This window comes from Nocardia nepalensis (assembly GCF_048910785.1).
Classification (GTDB): Bacteria; Actinomycetota; Actinomycetes; order Mycobacteriales; family Mycobacteriaceae; genus Nocardia; species Nocardia nepalensis.
The window spans coordinates 362390-383498 of the sequence record NZ_JBKBET010000041.1 but is presented as its reverse complement, the minus strand read 5'-3'; the positions used below and the strand labels follow the sequence as shown (position 1 = coordinate 383498).

Below are 21109 nucleotides of genomic sequence, written 5' to 3'. Positions count from 1 at the left end.
CGGTTACCTTAGCCGACCACTACGACACTGAGTGTCTCGCCAAAGAGCACCCTCGACAGGATGGATCATCAACAGTGAACCGTCCGGTCTCGGAACCGGATTGGCATGTGAAGTCGATAGGGGCGAAAAGTACCCCGGATCCTCGTGCGTTGGATCCGAGGCACTTCGGGTAATCGCCGACCAGTCGCATGCGCTGGTTGACGCACAAACTGTACTAGCGGAGCCCCACTGGCGCTGCGCCAGGTGGTTTTCGGGCGTTGGCGTGCTTCGCAATCCTGCGAATCCTGTTGTGGTGCTGGTCAGATGGCGGATTTCAGCAGGTCGAAAGGGATTTGGTCGGCTTGATGCCGTTCCAGTCCTGGCTCTACGGTGAGTTGGTGGGTCTTGCCGGTCAACGCCGCCAGTGCTGCGGCGATTTCCTCGATCCCGGCCGGCTGTAGGTGATGCTGGCGCGTAGGTGTTGGTGAGGGTACATGTAGGGCATAGCCTTTGGCGACATAGTGGCCGAAGCCGCTTTCGTCCCAACGTCGGGTGGCGTGGCGTAGACACCGGATGGCGATCTTGGTGTTTCTCCGCCGAAGCGGGATCAGAATTGGCAGGATCTGCAGTCCTGCTGGAAGGATATCCTCATGCCTCTACGCAAGCGCTGGCTGTACACGGCCGAATACAAGATCGAGCCTGCCGATCAGGTGATCGATTCCGATCGCACGATCACCGAGGTCGCCCGCGAGCTCGGCGTCCACGAGACCGTGTTGAGCACCCGGGTCAATGACGAGCGCCGACGGATCACCGCGGCCGAGACGTGCGGCTAGAAGCCCCTCGATGCCGTTGAACGCGCCGAATTGCTGCGGCTGCGAAGGCAAGTCGCCGAGCAGGACAAAGTTACCGTGTTCTGGAGATCGTCGGATGGTTCGTCGGCACCGTCTCGGACGCGAGGACTCCGCGGATGTTGGCGGTCAGCGCTGTCGCCTGGGTGTTCAGATAGAAATGGCCACCGGGATAGGTATGTAGCTCGAAGTGGCTCGTGGTGTGAGCTGCCCAGCTCTGGGCTTCCTCTATCGTGACCTGCGGGTCATCGAGCCCGAAATGGCCATAGATCGGTATCTGCAATGGGTTTCGATCGGGGCAGCGATAGGTTTCCACTGCGGTATAGTCGGCGCGCAGCGCGGCGAGGATCATCTCCCGCATCTCGGGTTCGGCCAGCGCGAGCGGATCAGTCCCGCCGAGTGACCGCACTTCCCGCAGCAGGCCCTCGTCGTCGCGGGTGTGTACATTCTCCGCGCGGTATCGCGAGGGAGCGCGCCGACCGGAGACGATGAGTGCGAGCGGTGTGCACCCCTGGGCCGCCAGGCGATACGCCACCTCGAACGCGACGACGGCACCGAGGCTGTGGCCGAACAGCGCCATCGGCCGATCGGTCCAGACGAGCAACTGTTGGGCGACGGCGTCGGCGAGGTCGGTGACGTTCTCGAAGGGTCGCTCGCGTCTACGGTCCTGCCTGCCCGGGTACTGGACAGCCAGCACCTCGCATTGCGGAGCCAGCAGTCGGGATGTCGAAACGAAGTAGCTCGCCGACCCGCCGGCGTGCGGCATGCACGCCAGTCGCACCGCTGGATCCGGTGCGGGGTTGTATCGACGGACCCATAGGTCGTTGCCCTCGCTGCCGCCTGCCATGAATCAGCCCCCTCTATGGCGCCAGAGCGCCGCGAATCTCTTCGCCAACCCTAGCAGACCGGATAGTCCCCGCCAGGGTGCCGATTCGCCGAATCCTGTTGTAGAGGAGAATGTTTGCGTGGCTTTACGTCAATCACAATGATCTTGCGGTAAGCCCGTGGAGGCGGATCATCGTTTGCCGACCTGATGCGACGATACCTACTGCGCTGGCATGGCGCTTATCGAGGTACACCCTCCCGCGTGCGGTCGCCGACCTATTCCGAAGCCGGGTACGGGTAGCCGGCATACATGTGACGCAGCAGCTTCGTCAGGAACTGATCGCGCTGTCGAGGCGGCGCATGGCGATCGACAGCGTCGTGAAATTTGCGCAGGACTATCTTGCGTTCGCGCCGGAGCCGCAGATCGATGAGGACGCAACAGCGTTGGTCCTCACCTGCATGGCAGGCGGTGCATCCGGTTCGAGATCGCCACGTTGGACCAGCAGTAGTGCACATGCCGCCGTCGCACCCTTGGTCGTCGAGTAGACAAACCGCTGCAGCATCCCGAAGCCACCGCTCATCGGTGCGCGGATCGGCCACTTCTCCCCAGAGATCGACGACCGGCCTGCTGTGCTGATAGACGCTGACAGCCGCACCGAATCTCCACCCCGTCAGCAGAACTCCCTCGGAACGCTCGCACACTGTCTCGAATCTGGTGCGGCATAGCCTTCGATCTCGGTCAATTCGGTCCTTTCGAGTACATAAACGTGCATGCGCCACTGACTGACACACTTACTCTTTCATTTACTTAAGGACCTGTGGATGACGTACCAGATTCTGGTTACATCCGCAGTTGTGCGGCGTCGCTGATGATTCTGCTGATGGTGGATCTGCTGCGGTGGATTTCGTGGGATATCTGGGTGGGAGTCCATCCGTCGTCGTAGTGGCGGGTGAGGATGGCGGCGACTTCGGCGGGGTCCCGGCGGCGTGCGGGGTCGCGTTCGCAGAGTGCGGTCGCGACCAGTGTCCAAGGGAGGGCTGGCGATTCGGTTTCGGAGTGGGTGCGCACTTTCTTTGGCGAAAGTCCGTGGTGGGAGATCGAGTGCGCACGAGCGGTTTTCGTCTCAATAGTGTTGCGCTCGTCGTCGGATCGTGTGGTTGTGAGGTCCGGGTTGGCAGGGGCGCGGTGAGCAGCTGTCGCGTGTGCACGTGTCGTACGGGAGTGCGCGAGAGCGAGCAGCGCGACGGTCGCCTGTGCCATCGATCCTTCGATGATGATGGGCCACATCCACGCCTCGGTTGCGCGGTTGCCGATGAGATCGACTGTGCGCGAACGTGATCACTGCGGGTGATCATGGGGCGGTGTTCTGATCGTGAGGTAGGACAGACGTCTGATGCGGTGCCGCGTTGGTGGCCTCGAATATCTATGCAGCGGTGGGGTGGCGAGCTTTGGTGGTCCGGAATCTGGTGCGGGAGTGAGTTATCGGCGATTGCGTGTGCGGCGGCCGTGTGTTGTCTGCCCTGATGGGAACGGATGACGAAAGTCTTTCTGAGTGATGGTCCCGCCCTGGTCGTGTCGTCTGGTCGAAACGACCAGGGCTGTTGGCGAGTTCAAGCGGCGAAGCGCCTGCGGATTTCGGCGAGCCGGTCGGCTTCCGTTGCGCCCCACCCAAGCCGGATGATGATGGTGAAGAACCCCTCGATGCTGTGGATCAGAGTCCGGACCTGTTCCGCTTCTTCCCGGGTTCCGGTGTCGGCGTGCTTGATGCCCTGGAGTTGACTGCGGATCTTGACCACGACATCGGCGAAGGCATCCAGGATCGGTGAGGGATCACGCTCGGTGACCTTGCCGCCGTAGACGAAGCACAGCGCTTCGGCGCGCTTGGTCGGCCGTGGCGAGGTGGGGGAAGGGAGTGCACGTAGTCGGGTCCGGTGCTGTCGAGCCAGGCCCTGACTTCGTGCGGCGGGAACGCGGTCCGTAGCAGGCGGTCCAGCAGCTCGACGAGTGAGTTCGCTGCCTGGGACGCACCGTCGACGGACTCGTCGAGGGCGAACCGTGCGCCTTCGAGCTTGCGGCTCAACGGGCCGCTGAGTTGCCCGAGTGCCTCCCGGGTGGGCCCAGACGCCATCGCGCGCAGTTCGTCGACCAGTTGCGCGGCGTCGGTGATGGGTTCGAGCGCCGCGCTGTCCAACTCATAGCCGAGCTTCTCGCTCCGCAGTTTTGTGGTCGCGATGTGCAGGCGCCGTACCAACTCCAGCGCGGTCACGGTTTCCTCGATCCCGAACAATTTGGACACCCTATCCGAACCGATGACCGACATGCAGTCGTCGAACGCCACAGCAAATGGCTGCGTCCGAACACTGCCCCACTCGATCACATCGGTGATCACTTGCACGTCGGCGCGGACCGCGGACGCGAGCCGGTCAAAGGCGGCGGCACCGACCAGCCGGCGCAAAAACGCTCTCCATGTGCTGCTTTTGACCTTCTTGATCTGCTCAAGGCGGGTCTCGGTGGCGAACGAGGTGAGCCAGTCGGCCAGTGCGTGCCCGGCCTGTGGGCCTGGCTCCAGGCCGAGTTCGGCTATTGCTTCGTTGAACCAGTCGAACCGTTCGACCAGCGGCCGCACGTCGTCGGGGTCGAGCAGGCAGTGTGCCGAGCACACCACGACGTTCAGGATGCCGAGCAGGAACCGGTCGACGCCCAGCAACTGCTGCACGCCCGGCGGCAGTGTCTCCAACGCACGAGCAATTTTGCGAACGCGGCATCTCCGCATAGCAGGGCATCACCACCGCAGGCGGCACGATGATCACGGAATCGGCGGGCGAGTTTTCCTCGCCCTGGTCTTCGGTGGTGGTCACGCTCGACTCCATTCCGGCACCACGAATGGGCCGTTTTCCGGGGACTCCGAGGAGGCGGCTGTCACCGGTGAGCGCAACTCGGTCAGAAATCACCCCGGGTTCCGCGCCCGGCGCGTGATGGGGTGACGTAGCATCGGGAAATCGTACCAAGACACACCCGAGGCCCTGCTGGGAGTTCCGCTTCCGGCCAGGGCCTCGGCGTTGTATTGCAGGTATTCAGTTCTCGCGGGGTGGAACCAGGCCTCAACCCTCCGTGATTCTATATCTTGGGGCTGACACATCCGTGCAGCACAACACCTTGTGTCGTATCGGGTGGGATCGCGCCGGGCTGTCCTGCCGTGCGGTCGGGGCCAACCTTCTCGGTGTCACTGCCCGCCCGCTCTCTGAACGACGGCGGAAACGCCGAATCACCTCGACGTCGGCGGAAATCAGCAGTTCGCGGCGGCTGCGGGTTGGTGTCGATGCTGTACGAGCCGCGCTGGGGGCACGAACGGACACACTGACTCAGTGAATGTCGGAGGTCATTTCGTCCACGAGTGGGTGTTGTTGGCCGGTGAGAACTGTTAGTGCTGCTGCGACTTCTTGAAGGTGTGATTTGACGTATGTGGTTGTGGTGCCGCCGGTTTTGCTGCGGTGTCCGGCGTACTCGCGGGCGACGGCGTAGCTGAATGTTCGTTCTACCCAGGTGATGGTGGTGTGGCGGAGCCAGTGGGTGGTGATGCCTTGTGTTCGGACCCAGGGCAGTGTGTCGCCTATGCGGTTCCATAGGTGGTCGTAGCGCCTACGGGTGATCGGTTTGCCGTTGCGGTATCGCAGGAGTTGTTCGGATTGTGGGCTTTTGCGTTGTTGTGCGTGGGCGATTAGATGGTGCATGAGGATGGGGGAGACTGGTTGCCATCTGTCGGTGCCTTCCTTCTCGCGGAGGTAGACCAGGCACTGGACGGGGTCCAGGTCGTGCGGGCGCAGTGCGAGGGCTCCGCTTCGGCGGCAGGCGGTTTCGAGGTGCAGGCGCAGAATCAGGGTGTCCAGTTCGGGGTCGTTGCCGGTGGTTGCGGCGACGTCGATGATCTCGGCGAGCTGGTGGGCGGGGATGGCGTAGCGGCGGGAGGTGCTGCGGGTGGGCATGGCGAGCTGTTGGGCCGGGTTGTCGCTGGGGCGAATCCAGCCCTTCTCCTCGGCGTAGCGATAGACGCATCTCGCCGCTGAGACGAAGTGCTGTGCCGCGGTGGCTCCGCCTCGGGAGGCTCGGTTGACCCGGCTCGTCGTTCGGACCAGTTCGGTCATCTCGTCGAGTTCGGGTTTGGACACATCGTCGAGGTGTCGGTTGGTCCACTCGCGTTCGAGCCGGTCGAGGTGGGTGCCGTATGTCCGTCGTGTACCTGGGGTGAGGCGCTGACGCACCGCGGGAACGATCTGTCCGAAGGTTGGTACCTCGGTGCAGGTCGCGACCAGGTCCGCTGGCGAGATTCCCATCTGTGTCAGTAGCACTCGCGCGGCCGCGACGGTCTCGGCGTTGGGCGTAGCTGCGAGGGCAGGCGATGTTGCCATGGGTCACCGCTCCATGAGGGCCAGGCTGGCGCGCAGGCGTTCGTCGAGCGCTGCTGGCGGGTGCAGGACCAGCTGGCGGTGGCGACGGTGCCCGATCAGCAGGACGCGGTCGCCGACGAACAGGCACAGTTGGCGGCGCACGCGGTACGGGATCCGGAGGTAGCCATCCGACGTGATCCGGACCGCCCCGCCGGGAATCGGGCGGACCACGACGACCCCGTCGACCGCGATGGCCTCCAAACGGGTGCCGGGTATCCAGCCCAGCGAGCCCAAGACGTGACGGTCGCTGACCCGCCCACCGTCGCCGACCGTCGACATTCCGTACACCGCATCGGCATCGGGTACCCGTATCGGCGGTTCGGGAGTGGGCAGCGGGCCGTGGATCAGTTCCTCGAGCGGTGCCTGCGGGGGAATCAGCGGCGGGATCATCGCGACACCCGCTCAGCGGTGCAACGCGAGAACGTTAGCCGGTCGGTGACGGTTTCTGGCGTGTCCGCCACAAGTTTCCGCTGGTCAATTGGCAAAACCACAGGTGACCTCCGTGTGTTCGAGTGCGCTCGAACACACATCCGTCAGATCTGGCAAATTTGCCGGGTTTTTGTGCGCGAGAGGGGACTTGAACCCCTACGTCGGGTCGCACATGACACATCGGCGTGTTTAAGAGTTATTGACCCTGATCACGATAGGGCAGAAGCAAACAGAGGTCAAACACGTCGCCGTGTCCGGCTGGTTTCCTGTAATCCGTTGGTGGCATTCGGGATTCGCTTCGACTGCGGTGCTTCCTTTGTTTGCCATGTGTTGGGCCACGAGGTTTTCCGCTACTGCGTGGCGAATTCTGGCCACTCTCGCCGGTGGTCACGCCGACTGCACCTGGGACAAACGGCTGCGCGAGTTCGTCCGGCCCGCCCACTGATGCCCCGCGTTCGTTTGCCCCACGCTACTGCCACGGTGGCCAGCGATAGTGCCGCCATGGGTGACCGTCTTCTGCAGAGGTTCCGACGAACTGGACGCCGGGGATCTTGAGGATCGCTTTCACACTGCGGGTGTTATCGCCGCGGATACTGACGTGGAAGCTTTCCACTGCCTCGGCCACCGGGTGAGCCATCACTGCGGCCTTGGCCGCAGCCGAAACACCGCGTCCCCACCACTCAGGGGCCACCAGCGTCGATATCGTCAACAGTGGTCCCGGCATCTCTACTGAGGGCTGGGCGGGGTAGAACTGTTCGGGCGTAACCCACTCGGCGACGAGGTCACCACCGACGAACGCCACCGGCTCATCGCCATAGTGGGCCACCCAAGTATGGGCCGCCAGACGGCGAGGGCTGATTGCCGGATCAGGGACCCGGAACACCATCGCGGCCACCATTCCCCGTGAAGCGTGCGCTGGCACCTCTGGGTGATCACACCAACCGAACACGGTTTTGTGCGTCGATGAATCACAGGCATCCCAGTCGCGAAGCTGCACCCGAGGCAAAATCCCCATACAGCAACAGTATTCCCGGCCAGCGACATCCCGCGGCTGGCGCGCATCTGGTCATCCAGCCGGCCCGCAGGCTTCATGCGCTGTCGAATCCCCTAGCACTACAAAGGGATGGATCCTTGCCCCCGCCCAGTTGGAGGCTGACAACCGAACGTTCATGATGTCGGTCCCGACGGGCACAATATGCAGACTCGGTCTCGTTGCGTCGCACAGGCTTGCTTGGTTGGGAGGAATTTGTTGACTGATTCACCGATCTCAATCGTATTCGTGCATGGGTTCTTGTCCGGGAGGCACACCTGGCAGCAATTCGCGGAAGTCATTGCCTCCGATGAGGAGTTCGCCGAGCAAGTATCGATCGTGCCGTTTGAGTACGACACACGCATCGTCCAGTTAAACCCACTACGCCGGATTCCCAGCCTGCCCGACGCCGCCGAATTGTTGCGAACGACGCTGCGAGACCGCGTCACCGTGCGGCCGGTCGTCCTGGCTACCCACAGCATGGGCGGCTTGATCGTCCAGCAATACCTTGCCGACCGCCTGCGGTCCGGCAATACCGATGAACTCGCCGACATCGCCGGTGTCGTTATGTTCGCGTGCCCCACTGACGGATCGCCGATGCTGTATCGCACACGCAGCATGATTCCGTTGCGCCATCGTCAAGAGCGCCGACTCCGCCCGCTCAACGAGGCCACCGCGGCAAACCGGGCTGAGGTGATCAACCGGGTTGTGCACTCAGACGATCCGACCACGCGCATCCCGATTTGGGCTTACGCGGGCAGTACCGATGCGATCGTCCCGCCTGTGTCGGCTAAGTCGGTCTTCCCAGACCGCTTCTACGGCAGTCTTCCTGGAGACCACTTCACGATTATTCGCCCTGACTCACACGATCACCTTAGCTACCTCGCTGTCCGCCGCAGGGTTCAAGAAGCGATCGACGATCATCGAGATCGCCACCAAGACACGTCGGTGTCGCAATCCGCCACACCGAGACGGTGGTGGAGTGACTCCGATGTCGTCGTCGTCCCACCGGGCTCCGGCGGCGCTGGCGGCCCGAACGGAGGTGGGGGTGGGGGTGCAGGAGCCGGTTTCTTCCACCCTTTGATCGGCTGGATGCCGGGCCAACCAGGCCAACCAGGCGGAGGCCCCATGGGAGGCGGAGGTGGAGGCGCACCCGGTGGAGGTGGAGGTGATGGAGGCGGCAGTCAGATTCCCAATCACAATCGCCCTGAAGACAATCCGGACCACGAGACCAGGGGCCCCGACGCCTGATCAATACGGCCGCAAGGCTGCCGGTCGGCGGCTTCGAGTGTGAGGGCTCAGTCGGAGATCGTGTGCTGCGGCGACCGTCTCCGTTCCCCTCACCGTTGTCGATCCTGCATGTGCGCGTCCGTGACGGTCGGGAGTCGGTACACGCGGTGACCGATGTCTCCGCGGGAGGCGTTGACCAATACCGGTGCGATCCGGACGCGGCGGACAAGTGAGCGGTTCGGACCATATCGCTGGCGTCGCCAGTGCCCGCGGCGGATGTGCGGCGCAACCTGCGCGCCTGGTTCGGCCCCGCCGCCAGTGTCTTGGCGGGCTGTGGCTTTGACGTTCAGAATCCGGACTGTTGCAGCTGTGTCAGCCAACCGCCGCCGGTCGGCGCCGGGCCGGCTGTTGGAGCGTGGTTGTGTGTGGTCAGATTCGTCATCCGGTCGATGCCAGTCACCCCAGGCGGTGACGGCTGCCAGGTTGATCGCCTGGTCACGGAACGCGGTGTGTTGCACCGAAGCAGGAAGCGTCCATCGGCCGAGTACGCCGCCCGACTTCGTGGGAATGGTGATGCACCAAGCGAACTCGTCGTCCATCCGGCCGGAAGCGTCGGCGAGGAAGACAATTCCCTCCACCCGCGCACCCAACTTCGCGACCAAGTCGAGCAGGTTGAGCCGTTCTGTTGTGAATGCCTGTGTTCCGGCCGAGAGCATTTCTGTCATCGAGTAGGGCCGGGACCGGCCCTTTCCGACAGTTTCGGTCACGATGTGGGCGAGCCACGCGTAGCCCGTGTCGAACCCAGGAATATCTACGTCAGGGATCGGGTCCAGCTGCAGGGGATCGGCGAAGGCGAGAAATACCTGCGCGTAGGGCAAGCGAAGATCGGCGAGGTCGTCGGGAGAGAGCGGCTCAGAGTCGACATAGTTGACCGTGTGGCCTGGTGGTAACCAGAACGGGACTGCGGCCTGGGTCGCGATCGCGATGCGTGACTGTGCGGTCGAGGTGCCGTGATCGGCGGGGCAACGAAAGGCACTTCCCCACGCGGCGGCGGCGTACCAATGTCGCAGCGCAGCAGCATCGGCGGGAACGGGATGCCGAGGCATCGCTTCAATCGGCATCGGGATGCGGGAGTGTGTTGTGTGCTCCACTTCCGCCGCATATGTGCGTTGCCACGCATCGAACACCTGGCGTGGCGGGAACGCGGACAGAGCGTTCCGTGACGCGGCGCTCAACGTGGCGACCGGCTGGTCAGGCATAGCAGGGAGCTCCACGAAATCGGTGCGAACCGACGTATAAGCCAGACCTAATCCGAGGTGAGGCGGTCTTGACTCTTCGAAAGGTTCGACGATCCAGGGCAGAGGGTGCCATGCGCTAACGGCTCGTACCGAGGCATCGAATCCGCTACCCGCGCGCCGGATCAGAGTCTTTGTTTCCGTGTTGGTTTCGGCCGTGGCATGGCCGACGGCAATTTCGTCGGCGGGAACCCTGCTGATCAACAGGTCCCTGAGCAGCTTTTTCTGCTCGCCGCTGTGGTGGTGTAGTGGGTCGCGGGAACGCTCCCCGCGGGCCCGTTGAATTGCGATGGCTGCTTCGGATGTCAGGCGTGAGACCGGCGTGGTGCCGACATCGAGCAGAGCCTGGTCAACACCGGATATGAGCGCAATGAGGTTTTCCGTGCCTTCGGCGAAGCTCTCGCCGAGCGCGTTGACATAGTCGCTTGCTTTGTTCCACCTGGCTTGTATCAGCCGAGCCTGCTCCTGCACTTTTGACCGCCACGGCTCCAGCGCGGCGATCTCGTTGATCAACCGGTTTGCTTCAGGTTGGCATGCGCGATCCCGCGCGTCGCACGCCTGCAGCAACTCGGTCCCCAGGGCGTCGACTTCAGCGCGTGCGGTCATCGCGTCTCGGAGGAGTTGTTGCTCAGCGACAAGCTCGGCCTGGACGGCCGCGAGCGCCACCTCGGTTTCGCGGAGATCCCGAGAGTGCTTGGCCTTCTTATGCCTACCGCGTACCAACGAATATCACCCTTCGACGGATGGATCGTGGGCAAGAAGAGGCGCAGGAACGGTGAACGCCACCACATCCTGCGTATTCAGCGCTTCACCGATCTGCACTCTTAGGACAGCTTCCTGGTCCAGCGCGTCCTGAACTAACGCGAGGTCACGACGAACAGAGTCCGACAGGTTCTGAAACACCCCGGCCTCGCGCAGGCGGAACATGATCCATCGGATGTTGTCCGCATGGGCCCACGTTTTGGCAAGGTCGGCGGCGAGCGCATTGGCCCGACCTCTCAACTCCTCAATGGCTGGGCTGACGACGGCGTCGCGATCACGGTGAGCCTCCTGGATCGCTGCCCGCAGAGGTGCCGGACTTCGGGTCGTGTTCTCGACATCCATTCGCTTGCGGCGAATTTCACGGACTTGGGTTCGGAGTGCACCTAGCTGCTGCGTCAACTCGTCCAGACTGGGATCAATCCGATCCGTCATGAAACTCCCCCTTGCGCCAACCGTGCCACCCGAGTGGGTGAGCGAATATAGCCATGGTGCAACAGAACCAACGCCTTTGAACGCGATATACACAAGATCGCTGCCAAGCGTGGGCGCCCCTGAACGGGCAGCGTTCCGCGCTCTCCGTTGGTCTCAAGCGCGCCAACGCAATTCTGAAATTCGGGCCGAAACGCGATCATCGCGACGTGGAGCAACTGCGACCGTATTTGGCACGTGGACACCACTGACCACCGGTCCACAGTGCGAGAGTTCGAAGACGCAACGCTTTGGGCTAGAACACATTCCATCATCGACGCACCCACTCCCGGTTGCCGGTTGCGCGCACTGGCCGACTTCCTTGATCTCGACTGGCTGTGGCTGATACGCCGATCAAGAGAACTCTCCGAATACGGTGTTGCGGGCTTCACGAAACCGCGCAGCCGGTTGCTCTCGCTCGCCGGGTTCGAACGCGCGTGCCGATTTGTCGCCGACCTCGATCGTCATGATCGCTAGGCTGCCGGGGTGTCTTCCGCCGCAACCGACCGCCGGGTGATCATTTTCGCCCTCGGCGGCACCATCGCCATGTCGGCCAGCCCCACAGGTGGTGTCGCGCCAGCGCTGTCCGCCGAGCAGCTCATCGCGGCAATCCCGGGACTCGCCGACAACGACATCGCCGTCGAGGTTGTCGACTTCCGCCAAATGCCCGGCGCGTCACTGAAGATCACCGACATCACCGCACTCGCTGACGCCATTCGCCAAAGGCTTACGGAGGAGATCGATGGCGCCGTTGTTACGCAAGGCACCGACACGATCGAGGAAACCGCCTACCTGCTGGACCTCCTCCACACCGCGCCCCAACCGGTGGTAGTGACCGGAGCGATGCGCAACCCAACTCTCGCCGGAGCCGATGGTCCCGCCAACCTGCTGGCCGCCATTCAGACGGCCGTCCACCCAAGGTCCCGCGGACAAGGGTGTCTTGTCGTTCTCGGTGACGAAATCCACGCAGCGCGCCGAGTCCGCAAAACCCACACCACCAGTCCCGCTACGTTCCAATCACCCAACGGCGGCCCCCTCGGTTACATAGTCGAGGGCCGCCCCCGGCTGCTCAACCAACTCCCACGTCGCGCTGCCGTCCCGGCTGCTCCGGGCGATGACATCCGCGTAGCGATCATCACCATGGCACTGGGCGACGACGGCACCACCCTGCAAGCAGTGGGCGACCACGTCGACGGCATTGTTGTCGCGGGCCTCGGTGCCGGACACGTTCCCGCGCAGGTCGTCCCGCTCCTCGAAGCCCTCGCCGACAAGATCCCAGTCGTACTCGCATCACGAACCGGCGGTGGCTCGACCCTTCAGACAACGTACGGATTCCCCGGCTCGGAACGCGACCTCATATCCCGCGGCCTGATCCCCGCCGGCTACCTCGATCCAGTCAAAGCCCGCATCCTGCTGCTGACACTGCTCGCCGCGAACTGCGACCGCAGCGCGATCACCGCCGCATTCGGCGCCGAAGGCGGATACCGCGATACCGAAACATGGCCCTGGCCAACCGATCCCGACAAGGACAACTGATCATGCGCAGCCACGAGCTCACCCTCGGCCGATCATTCGGTGTCGTATTCGACCATGGCGACGACTTCTACCCCTCGCTCACAGAATTCTGCCGGGCCAACAACCTTCGCCAAGGCTTCATCCCCTCGTTCATCGCCGGGTTCAGCGAAATCGACATCGTCGGCACCTGCGACCGGCTCGACAACCCACAAGCACCCGTCTGGTCACGCGTGCACCTCACCAACGTCGAAGCTTTCGGAGGCGGCACACTCGCCTACGACCCCGAGACGAACCAGATCCGGCCCCACATTCACGTCGCCGTCGGCTTGAAAGAGCATTCCGCAACAGGACGCACCAGCCACTTGCTCGCCGCCAAAGTTCAGTTCCTCACCGAAATGCTCATCATCGAGGTCGCTCACCCGGACATGCACCGCACCCCCGAGCCCAGCCTCTACGACGTTCCACTGCTCACTTTCGACAGCGGACCCACCGACCGTCACGTGCCGCCTGCCTCATAGCGTCGGCGAGTGGTGATGTGTGTGCGGGAAGGCGACCAAGGTCGCCGAGTTGCGCGCGGTCGACGGTGCCGGCCTGGTGCTCACCGGCCCGGTACCAGCAAGGCCCTCGGCAGCCGAAAACGACCGAGGGCCTGATCCGAGGGGGACAACCGGCCAGTGCGAATCCGGTCTTCCAGCTCAAACGCGTTGGTGAGATTGGGTGGTTCGACAACTACACCGAAAGCTTCGACGCCATCTGGGCTGACGCACAGCCCTGGACACCCTGAGTGAAAGGCCGATCATGGGCAGGATCGAGTACTACCACGACCCGAAAGCACCCAAGCCGAATTCCCTTGTGGTGGCGTGCAATCTGCTGGTCGCCGACGAGTCCGGAGCGATCTTGCTCCAGCGCCGCCGCGACACTAGACAATGGGCGCTGCCCGGCGGTGCCATGGACTTCGGCGAAACCGCAGGCCAGTGCGCTATCCGCGAATGCGAAGAAGAAACCGGCATAACGGCGCAGATCACGGGATTCCTTGGCGTCTACAGCAATCCGAACCACATCGTCGCCTACACCGACGGCGAGATCCGCCAACAGTACGAGAACTGCTACATCGGTCGACCGGTAGGGGGCGAGCCGACGATCAACGAGGAAGCCGACGGCGTCACCTGGGTCGCTCCAAACGACCTGGACCAGTACGACATCCACCCCAGCATGCGTCAACAGATCGGGGACTTCCTGTCCGGGAACTACCCCTACCTCGGCTGAGCAGCCAGAGCCAGCTCGACTCGGGCTGCGGTGGCGAGGATTTCAGGCTCGGCACGCTGAATGAACCGGCCCACCACAGTATCTGGGCCGTAGCGCGCCACAACCTCAGCGATCCGCGCAGACGCTGTCGTCAGTGTGCCGTCAGGGGTGGTGGTTATGTCGCAGTAGGTCAAGGCATCCACCAGCAGTTGGTTGTCGAGGACCGGGAACTCCTCCTCCAGATCCTCCCGCAGGCCACGCTCCTCGGCCTCCAGCAGCGCGAAGGTGTGGTTGGCGACCAGCCGAACCAGCCGGTCGTCGGCCTGATGCTCATCCCGCAGGAAACGTGCACCGTCCAACGGATGGAAGCCGCTCACAGCCAGCCGCGGCGCGTAGCCCACGTCGTGCAGGATGGCGGCAGCAACGAGGAGGTCGCTGTCTTCGCCCCTCAGATATGCCATTTCGGCAGCGGCACGCGCAACTCCTTGGGTGTGTGCCCAGCGGCGGGGCAGTACTTGTGCCAGCTCGTTCTGAGCCACCTGCCACGCCCAGGACGATCCGTGATTGGCCACTGCCTCACGCTACCGGGTGCCGCGAATATCAGATGTGCCGACACCCGCGCGGTGGATCGAAGCAGGGCACCAACTCTTGGCACCCTAGGAACCCCGACTGATGCGCGAGATCCCAGCCAGGTCATGTGGGGCCGCCCTTCACCGCCGCTGTAGTCTAACCGGGCGCGCGTGCGCTAAAGCGTATAGGAGGGTGGATGGACCCGCTCATTGCAGGACTCTTCAAGAACTTTCGAGAGAACAATGAACTTCTCGATATGAAAGATTCCGACGCATTCGAGCTGTTCGTCGCAACTCTTCTATTCCGTGACGACTTGCTAGACCAAGTCGATATGACGGATCTACTGCTGGACAGTGGCACGCTCGGGATCGACCTCGCGCTGCTGGAGGTGAACGGCGAGCTAATCAGTGATCCTGCGGAGGTCGCGGATGTTTGCTCCAACAAGCGTCAATTGGAGGTAGTGCTAAGCCTCACGCAAGTGAAGACTTCAGCGACGGTAGACTCGGCCCAGATACTTAACTTCGGGGACGCGGTGCAGAAAGTTCTAAACAATAACGTCCCCGCAAATTCTCCAAAGCTGGCCGCAATTGCGGGGGCTTTGTTCTCAATATTTGCAAACTATGCGCAGAAGCTGAAGGAAGCGCCGCGGGTAAATTTGTCCTTCGTGACTACGGCAAGCGATGCCGCGGTCGACGATCCGATCGTGATAGACCGCGTTGCCACGGTTATCAAATCGGTTCGCGGCCTAAGCCATGTCGGGGGAGCGTCGCTTGATTTGTATGGCAGCACAGGGCTTCATGAAGCGTCAAGGCGGAAGTCTCAAGCCAACGAGATGGATATCGTTCTGGAGAAATCCGTCAACCTTCCTCAGATGCCAGGTATCAGTCAGGCCATACTCGGCGTAGTGTCTGTAAGTGAGCTTTTGAAGCTGATACGAAATGTGGACGGCACGCTCAACGAGCGCGTATTCTACGATAACGTTCGTGGCTTCAAGGGTGAAGATAACGCTGTGAACCGTGAGATAATCAAGACGCTGGGAACCGAGTCGCGATCGCTGCTCCCTGTGCTCAACAATGGCGTGACTGTTGTGGCTCGCTCATATTCGCCAAAGCCTGGCGATGCGGTCTCGCTGACCGGATTTCAAGTTGTGAACGGATGTCAGACCAGCCATTGCATATTCCTTGCCGAAGACGAGCTGGGCGAACAGGCAAAAGAGGTATTCGTTCCGATGCGTTTGGTCGTTACGGATGACGAGGAAATCGCTACTCAAATCATTCGCGCAACGAACTCGCAAACTGCCGTGACCGACAGTGATTTGGTCGCCTTGACGAAGTTCCAGAAGCGCTTGGAAGACTTTTATATCACCGATTCTCTCGGTGCAGGTCTGACCTATGAGCGGCGTGCTGGACAATTCTACTATCGCGATGTCACCAGGACGCGAATGGTTACAATTAGTGAGCAAATGCGCGCAGTGGCCGCAACATTTCTAGATTTGCCACACCTTGCAACGCGCTACCCATCCAACCTCTATGGCGAAGTGGGCGGGTCGATCTTTGTCGACGGTCACCGCCTGGCGCCGTACATCGCTTCTGCATTTGCAGCTTACCGCCTTGAAACCGCGTTTAGGACAAATTTAGAAGCTGACTTCAAGCCGATTCGATTTCATATTCTGACCGCATTGAAATATATAGTCACTGAGGGTAAGAATCCGAAGCTGAACTCGAACTCTCTGGACAAGTACAGTCAAGTGATTGTCGAAACCCTGCGACAGTCCGACTATGTGACGACATTTCGTGACACGGCACATAAGATTATCGTAGCCGCTGGGGGGACCATTCCCACTACTGATCGGCTGAAACGTCAACCATTCACCCAGGAATTGATAAATCACTTTTCCTCTCCGTAACAAGCGCCAACCCGAGCAACGCCTCGCAGTGGTCCACTGTGGCGATACTCCTCACCAGTGCCGGCCCGGGGGCGGCGAACAGGAACGAGGACTCGGTAGAACCCCAAAGACGCCGTCGCGACTGGCAACCCGGCCGTGGCGGTGTAGTCGAGGGTCGCGCCGCTCTACAACGACACCACGCTCAGGCCGGAGCGAGCCCATGCCCTACCTACTCCGACCACGCGGGAAAACGCCTGAAGAGCTTCAAGATTCAGTCGATGACGAGATCATCGACGTCCTGTGTCAGGTCGTATTGATGGCCCATTACCGAGGGATGGATATTCAAGCCGTGATCGAACGCAAGTGGCTGCGCCCCAACGAATCCGACATCGGCATCGAGCCGGATCGCGACATCGCCGCGGGTTTCGATGGCGACGCCATCTACGCACAGGCGTCCGCGCAGCCCGACGGTGCCGCGGGGTTCTACAACCGCAATGTTCGGGTCGCCACTGGCTCCGCTGCCGCGGTGAATGTGCGAATCCCAATCCCCGGTGCGGACATGATGGACCAGCGCCAATGGCCTGAACCAGCGATCCTCACCGCTATCGCACCCTTCGTCACCGCCGCTCCACGCCTGTACCGCGAGTCCACACAGCCGCTGTATCAGATCCACGAATTCATCGAAGGGCAGCCACTGGATCGTCTGGCACCACGCGGACAGGCCGTACCAGTGCACGTGCCCACCGACGTGGCTCGACTGTTCTCCCAGCTGCGGGCGATCCCGCGCAGCGCGCTCCCGCCGACACCAGGCGGACTCGACGACGATCCGCAACGGTTCGCGCGACAGCTGTGGGATGCCACTCGCCGGGCCTATCTCGAGTGCCGCGAATCGTTCGACCGCCTCTACCGGCAACTGCGTGTCCCGGATGACCCTTTCGCGCCTCTGGACGGTGCGTGGAAGGGGTTGGAGCCCAGATCATTTCGACTCATCCACTGCGATCTGCATCGCAAGAATATGATCATCCGCGGCCATGAGACAGTGTTCCTGGACTGGGAACTGGCCCTCTACGGCGACCCGGTCTGCGATGTCGCGATCCACCTCCACAAAATGAGTTACCTCCCCGACGAGCAGCAGCGATTCATCACCGCCTGGATAGCAGCCGAACCGGAAGCCGCCGAAGGAGACTGGGAAAACGACCTGCGTATCTACCTGGTTCACGAGCAGATAAAGTCCGCGGTCCTCGACGCTGTTCGCTACGCCAAGGTCATCGCCGACGGTAGTCGCACACCCGAGAACGAGCAGATCCTGGTGACAAGTCTGACGAAAAGGCTTCAAGACACGGCGCCACTGTGGAACCTGGACACACCGCTGGACGCACCGCAAATCGAAGCCGCCCTCCGTCATGAAAGTTGTTGGCAGCGATGAACCAGTACTGGATATGTTCCTAATCGGCCGCGGTCATGAACGACCGAACCACTGGATGGGGAATCTGCACATGGTTTCGATCCTGGTCATCACCAGTGGCAATAGTGGCAGCCCTTCGCGCACGGAGCGCACGGGGCCGCACCGAGTTGCGACCGCCTGTGCACGGACTTTCGGCAACTCGTGCGCTCGTCCGGAAACCAAACGCAACCAACGCGCCAACGACACGAGGCTGGCATGAGTCGACCGATGTGGACTGTCCGGCATGCGCGCGCAGGTGATGGGCCGCGGCTGCGTGCACTGCGCATGCAGGCGCTGCGTGATGCTGGGTATGCGTTCCTGGAAACAATCGACGAGGCGGCAACGATCGATGCTGCTGCCTGGGAAGCGCGGATAGCCCGCAGCAGCCGGCGCGGGCGTCAGGTTCTTGTGGTCGCGGAGGACATGAGGGACCACACGTGGGTAGGCATGGCGGGCGCGTTCCTGGATTCCGAGCGCGACAGCGACGAGTTCGATCTTCCGAATCCGCCTGTCTCTCCTGGTGATCGGTGGGCAATGGTGTGGGGGACCTATGTTGATCCGACCCGCCGCGGACAGGGCGTGGCCGACGGCTTGTGCGCCGAGCTATACAAGTGGGCCGCTAAGGAGGCCGGTGTCCTCTGGCTCGGTTTGCATGTCCGCGATTCCAACACCCAAGCGATCCAGCTGTACCGCCGTCAGGACTTCCGCGTCGTCGCGCACAGCCGTCATCCCGAGCTGGGCGTGACATCGCTGGTCATGGTCCGGCCGATTATCTAGGTCCGGCACGGAACCAGGAGCGCGACCGTCGCGAGAATTCTTGTGAAGGCATCAATCTGCTGAAAATGGGCGGGATTCGAGAGGCAGCCGCTCTCGTCATCGATAGCCGCCATGCTCAATGCCACAGAGCACCGTGAAGGCAGTCGAAAAGGCTCTTGCTCAGGCCCGAAACGCTGGCGGGACGGTGACCATCGCGGGAATCGCCGCGTCCGCTTGCGTGTCACCCGATTTCATCTACCGGCACCCAGCGCTGCGACCCCGGGTCGACGCATTGCGTCGAGCAAGAAGCCCGACTCGAACCGGCGTCGACTTCCCGGCGGACGCCCACGCCGTCGAGAGCACCTGGTCAGGAGGTTCACGCAGCAGCTGGCCACCGTCCGCCTGGCAACATCAACAGCAAGTCGCCGAACTACGCGGGGCGCTCGAAACCGCGCACGGAGAACTATTGCTTCTGCGCAGGAGAGCCACGGCAATCAGTGAACCTCACCGCCGGTCCGAAAACCGCCAAGTGCCTCCCTATTTTGAGTACTGCCACGCGGATCCGGTTCCCCGATACTCCGACAGCGGGATCGGTACCGCACGCGGCCGCATTTTCTCCCTGAACAACCTTCCAGCCAGATGATCGATCTCATGGGCCACGAGCCGCGCGGTTCCGTGCTCGAACGTCGACACCTGCTGTGATCCGTCGAACCGATCGTGAGTGACGCGCATCATCAGTGGCCGAGGAACGCGACCGCGCACATCGAAGAAACTGAGGCAGCCCTCGAACTGCTCGTCGGTCTCCTTCGACTCCTCGACGACCACCGGATTGAGCAGGATCAGCGAGTGGCCGCCCGGGAGCCGGACGATCGCGGCCGCCCTGTCGATCCCGATCTGCGGCGCCGCAACGCCAACCCCTTTCGCGAACTCGTGGACAGCGCTCACCCGGTCCGCGGCGGCATCGAGCGCGTCGATCACCGACAGCGCTTCCTCTTGGTCCGCAGGCAGTTCGAACCGGCGAGCTATTCGTGAAAGCCGCGGATCGCCCTCCTGCACTATGCCGGCATGCCGCATCAGCTCAGTAATGCTCGGCTCCGCCACCGGCACCTCCTGGAAGTAGTGGACAAGGGGTTCAGATCGACCACGTCAGCGGCATACCGGCGACGTCTGAACTGCGCAAACATACTCGAAATCCGTTGCAGCGCCCTATAAGAGGTGGTCGACTTCGTCCTGGATGAGTCGTTGGCGCAGAGTGGATCTGGTGTGCTGCTGTCGGGAGGTTGACGGCTGGGTATGGTGTCGTGAGGTGGTCGTGTTTTGGGGGTGACCTGGTGTGAGGCACGAGACAGGTGGTCGGGCGGCGCGCGAGCGTCTTCGGCGCGCGATGCAGCGGGAGGATTTTTCGCTGGAGCAGATCGTCGGTGAGTTCGCTGTGCGGTGGGGATTTCGTCCGCGCCAGGCGTGGCGCCACGGGCACGGGATGACACAGGATGAGGTCGCTGCTGAATACAACGCGTTGATCGGCGATCCGCAAGCGCCGATGAGCGGCAAGCGTATATCGGACTTCGAGGCGTGGCCGATGGGTGGGGTTAAGCCGACGCTGCACACGCTGTCGGTGCTGGCGCAGCTTTTCGGCACGCAGCCGCACCTGCTTGTGGATTTTGCGGACTACGAAGCGATGACTCGCACTGAGCGGGTCGCGCTTCGTGCACGCGACGACAACACGGCGGACGGGCCCTTGCCAGGGGCGGCGATCACGGGTGCAACCGCGGACACCGCGAGCGGCTGGGTGGCCTACGTGAAGTGCTGTGTGGCTATCGTGGAACGCGGAACGTACTACTGCGAAGAGATCGACGAGCTGCTGGCGGTATTGAACCGGGTTATCGCCGCGCTGGTGTGCCAGGACGCTGCATGGCTCGACGTTGTGGTGCCGGTGGGCGCGTTGGGGTCCGCCGCAGCAGTCCCGCTTGTGGAGGGATTGGTGAGCGAGCTCGGGTGGCTGCAGGTGTGGGCCAGCGGCGTCCGGCGGACCACGCGGCCTACTCTGATTCCGATCCAGGTGAACGGGACCCCGTGGCGTGGAAGCGGGAATGCGTTCCTGTCGCGGGGTATCGACTATGTCGGATCGTTTCGTGGGCTTTACACCGCATCCGAGTACGGTCTGGCCCCGAAGGTCGTGTCGGAAATCGAAGCCAGGTACGACTATTGGCGCGAGGAGTGCTACTTCGGGGCGTTGCTCGCTGCGGCGATCCGATCTCCGGAACCTGGATCGTCTGATGCGGTCGGCGTTCTCAATCTCAACTTCAGGTTCGAAAACCCCGTCGGGGACGGTGACACGCTCGAACCGCAAAGATCGGTCGTGATACTAGATGTTCTGGAGCC

General features: G+C 62.4%; 20 protein-coding genes. 10 read left to right on the top strand and 10 right to left on the bottom strand.

Annotated features, from left to right (window positions below; translation table 11 throughout):
• Positions 1 to 629: 629 nt before the first annotated feature.
• The gene (locus tag ACHQ4I_RS41705; protein ID WP_420777436.1) at positions 630 to 812 is read left to right on the top strand and encodes a transposase; all 183 of its coding nucleotides are present in this window, start codon (positions 630 to 632) and stop codon (positions 810 to 812) included.
• Positions 813 to 882: 70 nt separating this feature from the next.
• Here ACHQ4I_RS41705 and ACHQ4I_RS41700 read toward each other — a convergent pair whose 3' ends face one another.
• Positions 883 to 1674, bottom strand: a complete 792-nt coding sequence (locus tag ACHQ4I_RS41700; protein ID WP_420777435.1) for a thioesterase II family protein — start codon at positions 1672 to 1674, stop codon at positions 883 to 885.
• Positions 1675 to 1964: 290 nt separating this feature from the next.
• Between ACHQ4I_RS41700 and ACHQ4I_RS41695 the strand changes: the two genes are divergently transcribed.
• Positions 1965 to 2198, top strand: a complete 234-nt coding sequence (locus ACHQ4I_RS41695) for a hypothetical protein (RefSeq protein WP_420777434.1) — start codon at positions 1965 to 1967, stop codon at positions 2196 to 2198.
• Between the two features lie 295 nt (positions 2199 to 2493).
• Here ACHQ4I_RS41695 and ACHQ4I_RS41690 read toward each other — a convergent pair whose 3' ends face one another.
• The 5 genes from ACHQ4I_RS41690 to ACHQ4I_RS41670 all read right to left on the bottom strand — a co-directional run bounded on the left by ACHQ4I_RS41690 (position 2494) and on the right by ACHQ4I_RS41670 (position 7542).
• Positions 2494 to 2721 carry a hypothetical protein gene (locus ACHQ4I_RS41690; RefSeq protein WP_420777433.1) on the bottom strand — a complete coding sequence of 76 codons (228 nt, stop codon included), beginning with the start codon at positions 2719 to 2721 and terminating at the stop codon, positions 2494 to 2496.
• 643 nt (positions 2722 to 3364) lie between these two features.
• On the bottom strand, positions 3365 to 4390 hold the full coding sequence (locus ACHQ4I_RS41685; RefSeq protein WP_420777432.1) for a hypothetical protein: 1026 nt from the start codon (positions 4388 to 4390) through the stop codon (positions 3365 to 3367).
• Positions 4391 to 5015: 625 nt separating this feature from the next.
• Positions 5016 to 6059: a tyrosine-type recombinase/integrase gene (locus ACHQ4I_RS41680; RefSeq protein ID WP_420777431.1), complete on the bottom strand. Its 1044-nt coding sequence runs from the start codon at positions 6057 to 6059 to the stop codon at positions 5016 to 5018.
• Positions 6060 to 6062: 3 nt separating this feature from the next.
• On the bottom strand, positions 6063 to 6488 hold the full coding sequence (locus ACHQ4I_RS41675) for a hypothetical protein (protein ID WP_420777430.1): 426 nt from the start codon (positions 6486 to 6488) through the stop codon (positions 6063 to 6065).
• Between the two features lie 508 nt (positions 6489 to 6996).
• The gene (locus ACHQ4I_RS41670) at positions 6997 to 7542 is read right to left on the bottom strand and encodes a hypothetical protein (RefSeq protein ID WP_420777429.1); all 546 of its coding nucleotides are present in this window, start codon (positions 7540 to 7542) and stop codon (positions 6997 to 6999) included.
• A 234-nt stretch (positions 7543 to 7776) separates the two neighbouring features.
• On the opposite strand from ACHQ4I_RS41670, the gene ACHQ4I_RS41665 reads away from it, so the two are divergent.
• A complete protein-coding gene (locus ACHQ4I_RS41665; RefSeq protein ID WP_420777428.1) occupies positions 7777 to 8808 on the top strand; it encodes an alpha/beta fold hydrolase in 1032 nt (343 codons plus the stop codon).
• Between the two features lie 89 nt (positions 8809 to 8897).
• Here the strand turns inward: ACHQ4I_RS41665 and ACHQ4I_RS41660 are convergent, their stop codons facing one another.
• Positions 8898 to 10688 carry an AcrVA2 family anti-CRISPR protein gene (locus tag ACHQ4I_RS41660; RefSeq protein ID WP_420777427.1) on the bottom strand — a complete coding sequence of 597 codons (1791 nt, stop codon included), beginning with the start codon at positions 10686 to 10688 and terminating at the stop codon, positions 8898 to 8900.
• Between the two features lie 123 nt (positions 10689 to 10811).
• The gene (locus ACHQ4I_RS41655; RefSeq protein ID WP_420777426.1) at positions 10812 to 11276 is read right to left on the bottom strand and encodes a hypothetical protein; all 465 of its coding nucleotides are present in this window, start codon (positions 11274 to 11276) and stop codon (positions 10812 to 10814) included.
• A 522-nt stretch (positions 11277 to 11798) separates the two neighbouring features.
• Between ACHQ4I_RS41655 and ACHQ4I_RS41650 the strand changes: the two genes are divergently transcribed.
• The 3 genes from ACHQ4I_RS41650 (at position 11799) to ACHQ4I_RS41640 (ending at position 14093) form a co-directional block, all read left to right on the top strand.
• The gene (locus ACHQ4I_RS41650; RefSeq protein WP_420777425.1) at positions 11799 to 12848 is read left to right on the top strand and encodes an asparaginase; all 1050 of its coding nucleotides are present in this window, start codon (positions 11799 to 11801) and stop codon (positions 12846 to 12848) included.
• A 2-nt stretch (positions 12849 to 12850) separates the two neighbouring features.
• A complete protein-coding gene (locus ACHQ4I_RS41645) occupies positions 12851 to 13345 on the top strand; it encodes a PPC domain-containing DNA-binding protein (RefSeq protein WP_420777424.1) in 495 nt (164 codons plus the stop codon).
• Between the two features lie 280 nt (positions 13346 to 13625).
• Positions 13626 to 14093, top strand: a complete 468-nt coding sequence (locus ACHQ4I_RS41640) for an NUDIX hydrolase (RefSeq protein WP_420777423.1) — start codon at positions 13626 to 13628, stop codon at positions 14091 to 14093.
• On the opposite strand, the gene ACHQ4I_RS41635 is transcribed toward ACHQ4I_RS41640, so the two are convergent.
• Positions 14081 to 14644 (bottom strand): HD domain-containing protein, encoded by a 564-nt coding sequence (locus ACHQ4I_RS41635; protein WP_420777422.1) that lies wholly within the window; start codon positions 14642 to 14644, stop codon positions 14081 to 14083. The two genes, ACHQ4I_RS41640 and ACHQ4I_RS41635, sit on opposite strands and share 13 nt — an antisense overlap.
• Before the next feature lie 194 nt (positions 14645 to 14838).
• On the opposite strand from ACHQ4I_RS41635, the gene ACHQ4I_RS41630 reads away from it, so the two are divergent.
• The 3 genes from ACHQ4I_RS41630 (at position 14839) to ACHQ4I_RS41620 (ending at position 18748) form a co-directional block, all read left to right on the top strand.
• The gene (locus tag ACHQ4I_RS41630; RefSeq protein WP_420777421.1) at positions 14839 to 16548 is read left to right on the top strand and encodes an AIPR family protein; all 1710 of its coding nucleotides are present in this window, start codon (positions 14839 to 14841) and stop codon (positions 16546 to 16548) included.
• A 328-nt stretch (positions 16549 to 16876) separates the two neighbouring features.
• Positions 16877 to 17953, top strand: coding sequence for a phosphotransferase family protein (locus ACHQ4I_RS41625; protein ID WP_420777420.1), 1077 nt, complete (start codon positions 16877 to 16879; stop codon positions 17951 to 17953).
• A 234-nt stretch (positions 17954 to 18187) separates the two neighbouring features.
• Positions 18188 to 18748, top strand: a complete 561-nt coding sequence (locus ACHQ4I_RS41620; protein WP_420777419.1) for a GNAT family N-acetyltransferase — start codon at positions 18188 to 18190, stop codon at positions 18746 to 18748.
• A gap of 516 nt (positions 18749 to 19264) precedes the next feature.
• On the opposite strand, the gene ACHQ4I_RS41615 is transcribed toward ACHQ4I_RS41620, so the two are convergent.
• Positions 19265 to 19828, bottom strand: coding sequence for a peptide deformylase (locus tag ACHQ4I_RS41615; protein WP_420777418.1), 564 nt, complete (start codon positions 19826 to 19828; stop codon positions 19265 to 19267).
• 232 nt (positions 19829 to 20060) lie between these two features.
• Here ACHQ4I_RS41615 and ACHQ4I_RS41610 point away from each other — a divergent pair.
• A partial coding sequence (locus tag ACHQ4I_RS41610; protein ID WP_420777417.1) for a helix-turn-helix domain-containing protein occupies positions 20061 to 21109 on the top strand: 1049 nt, incomplete at its 3' end.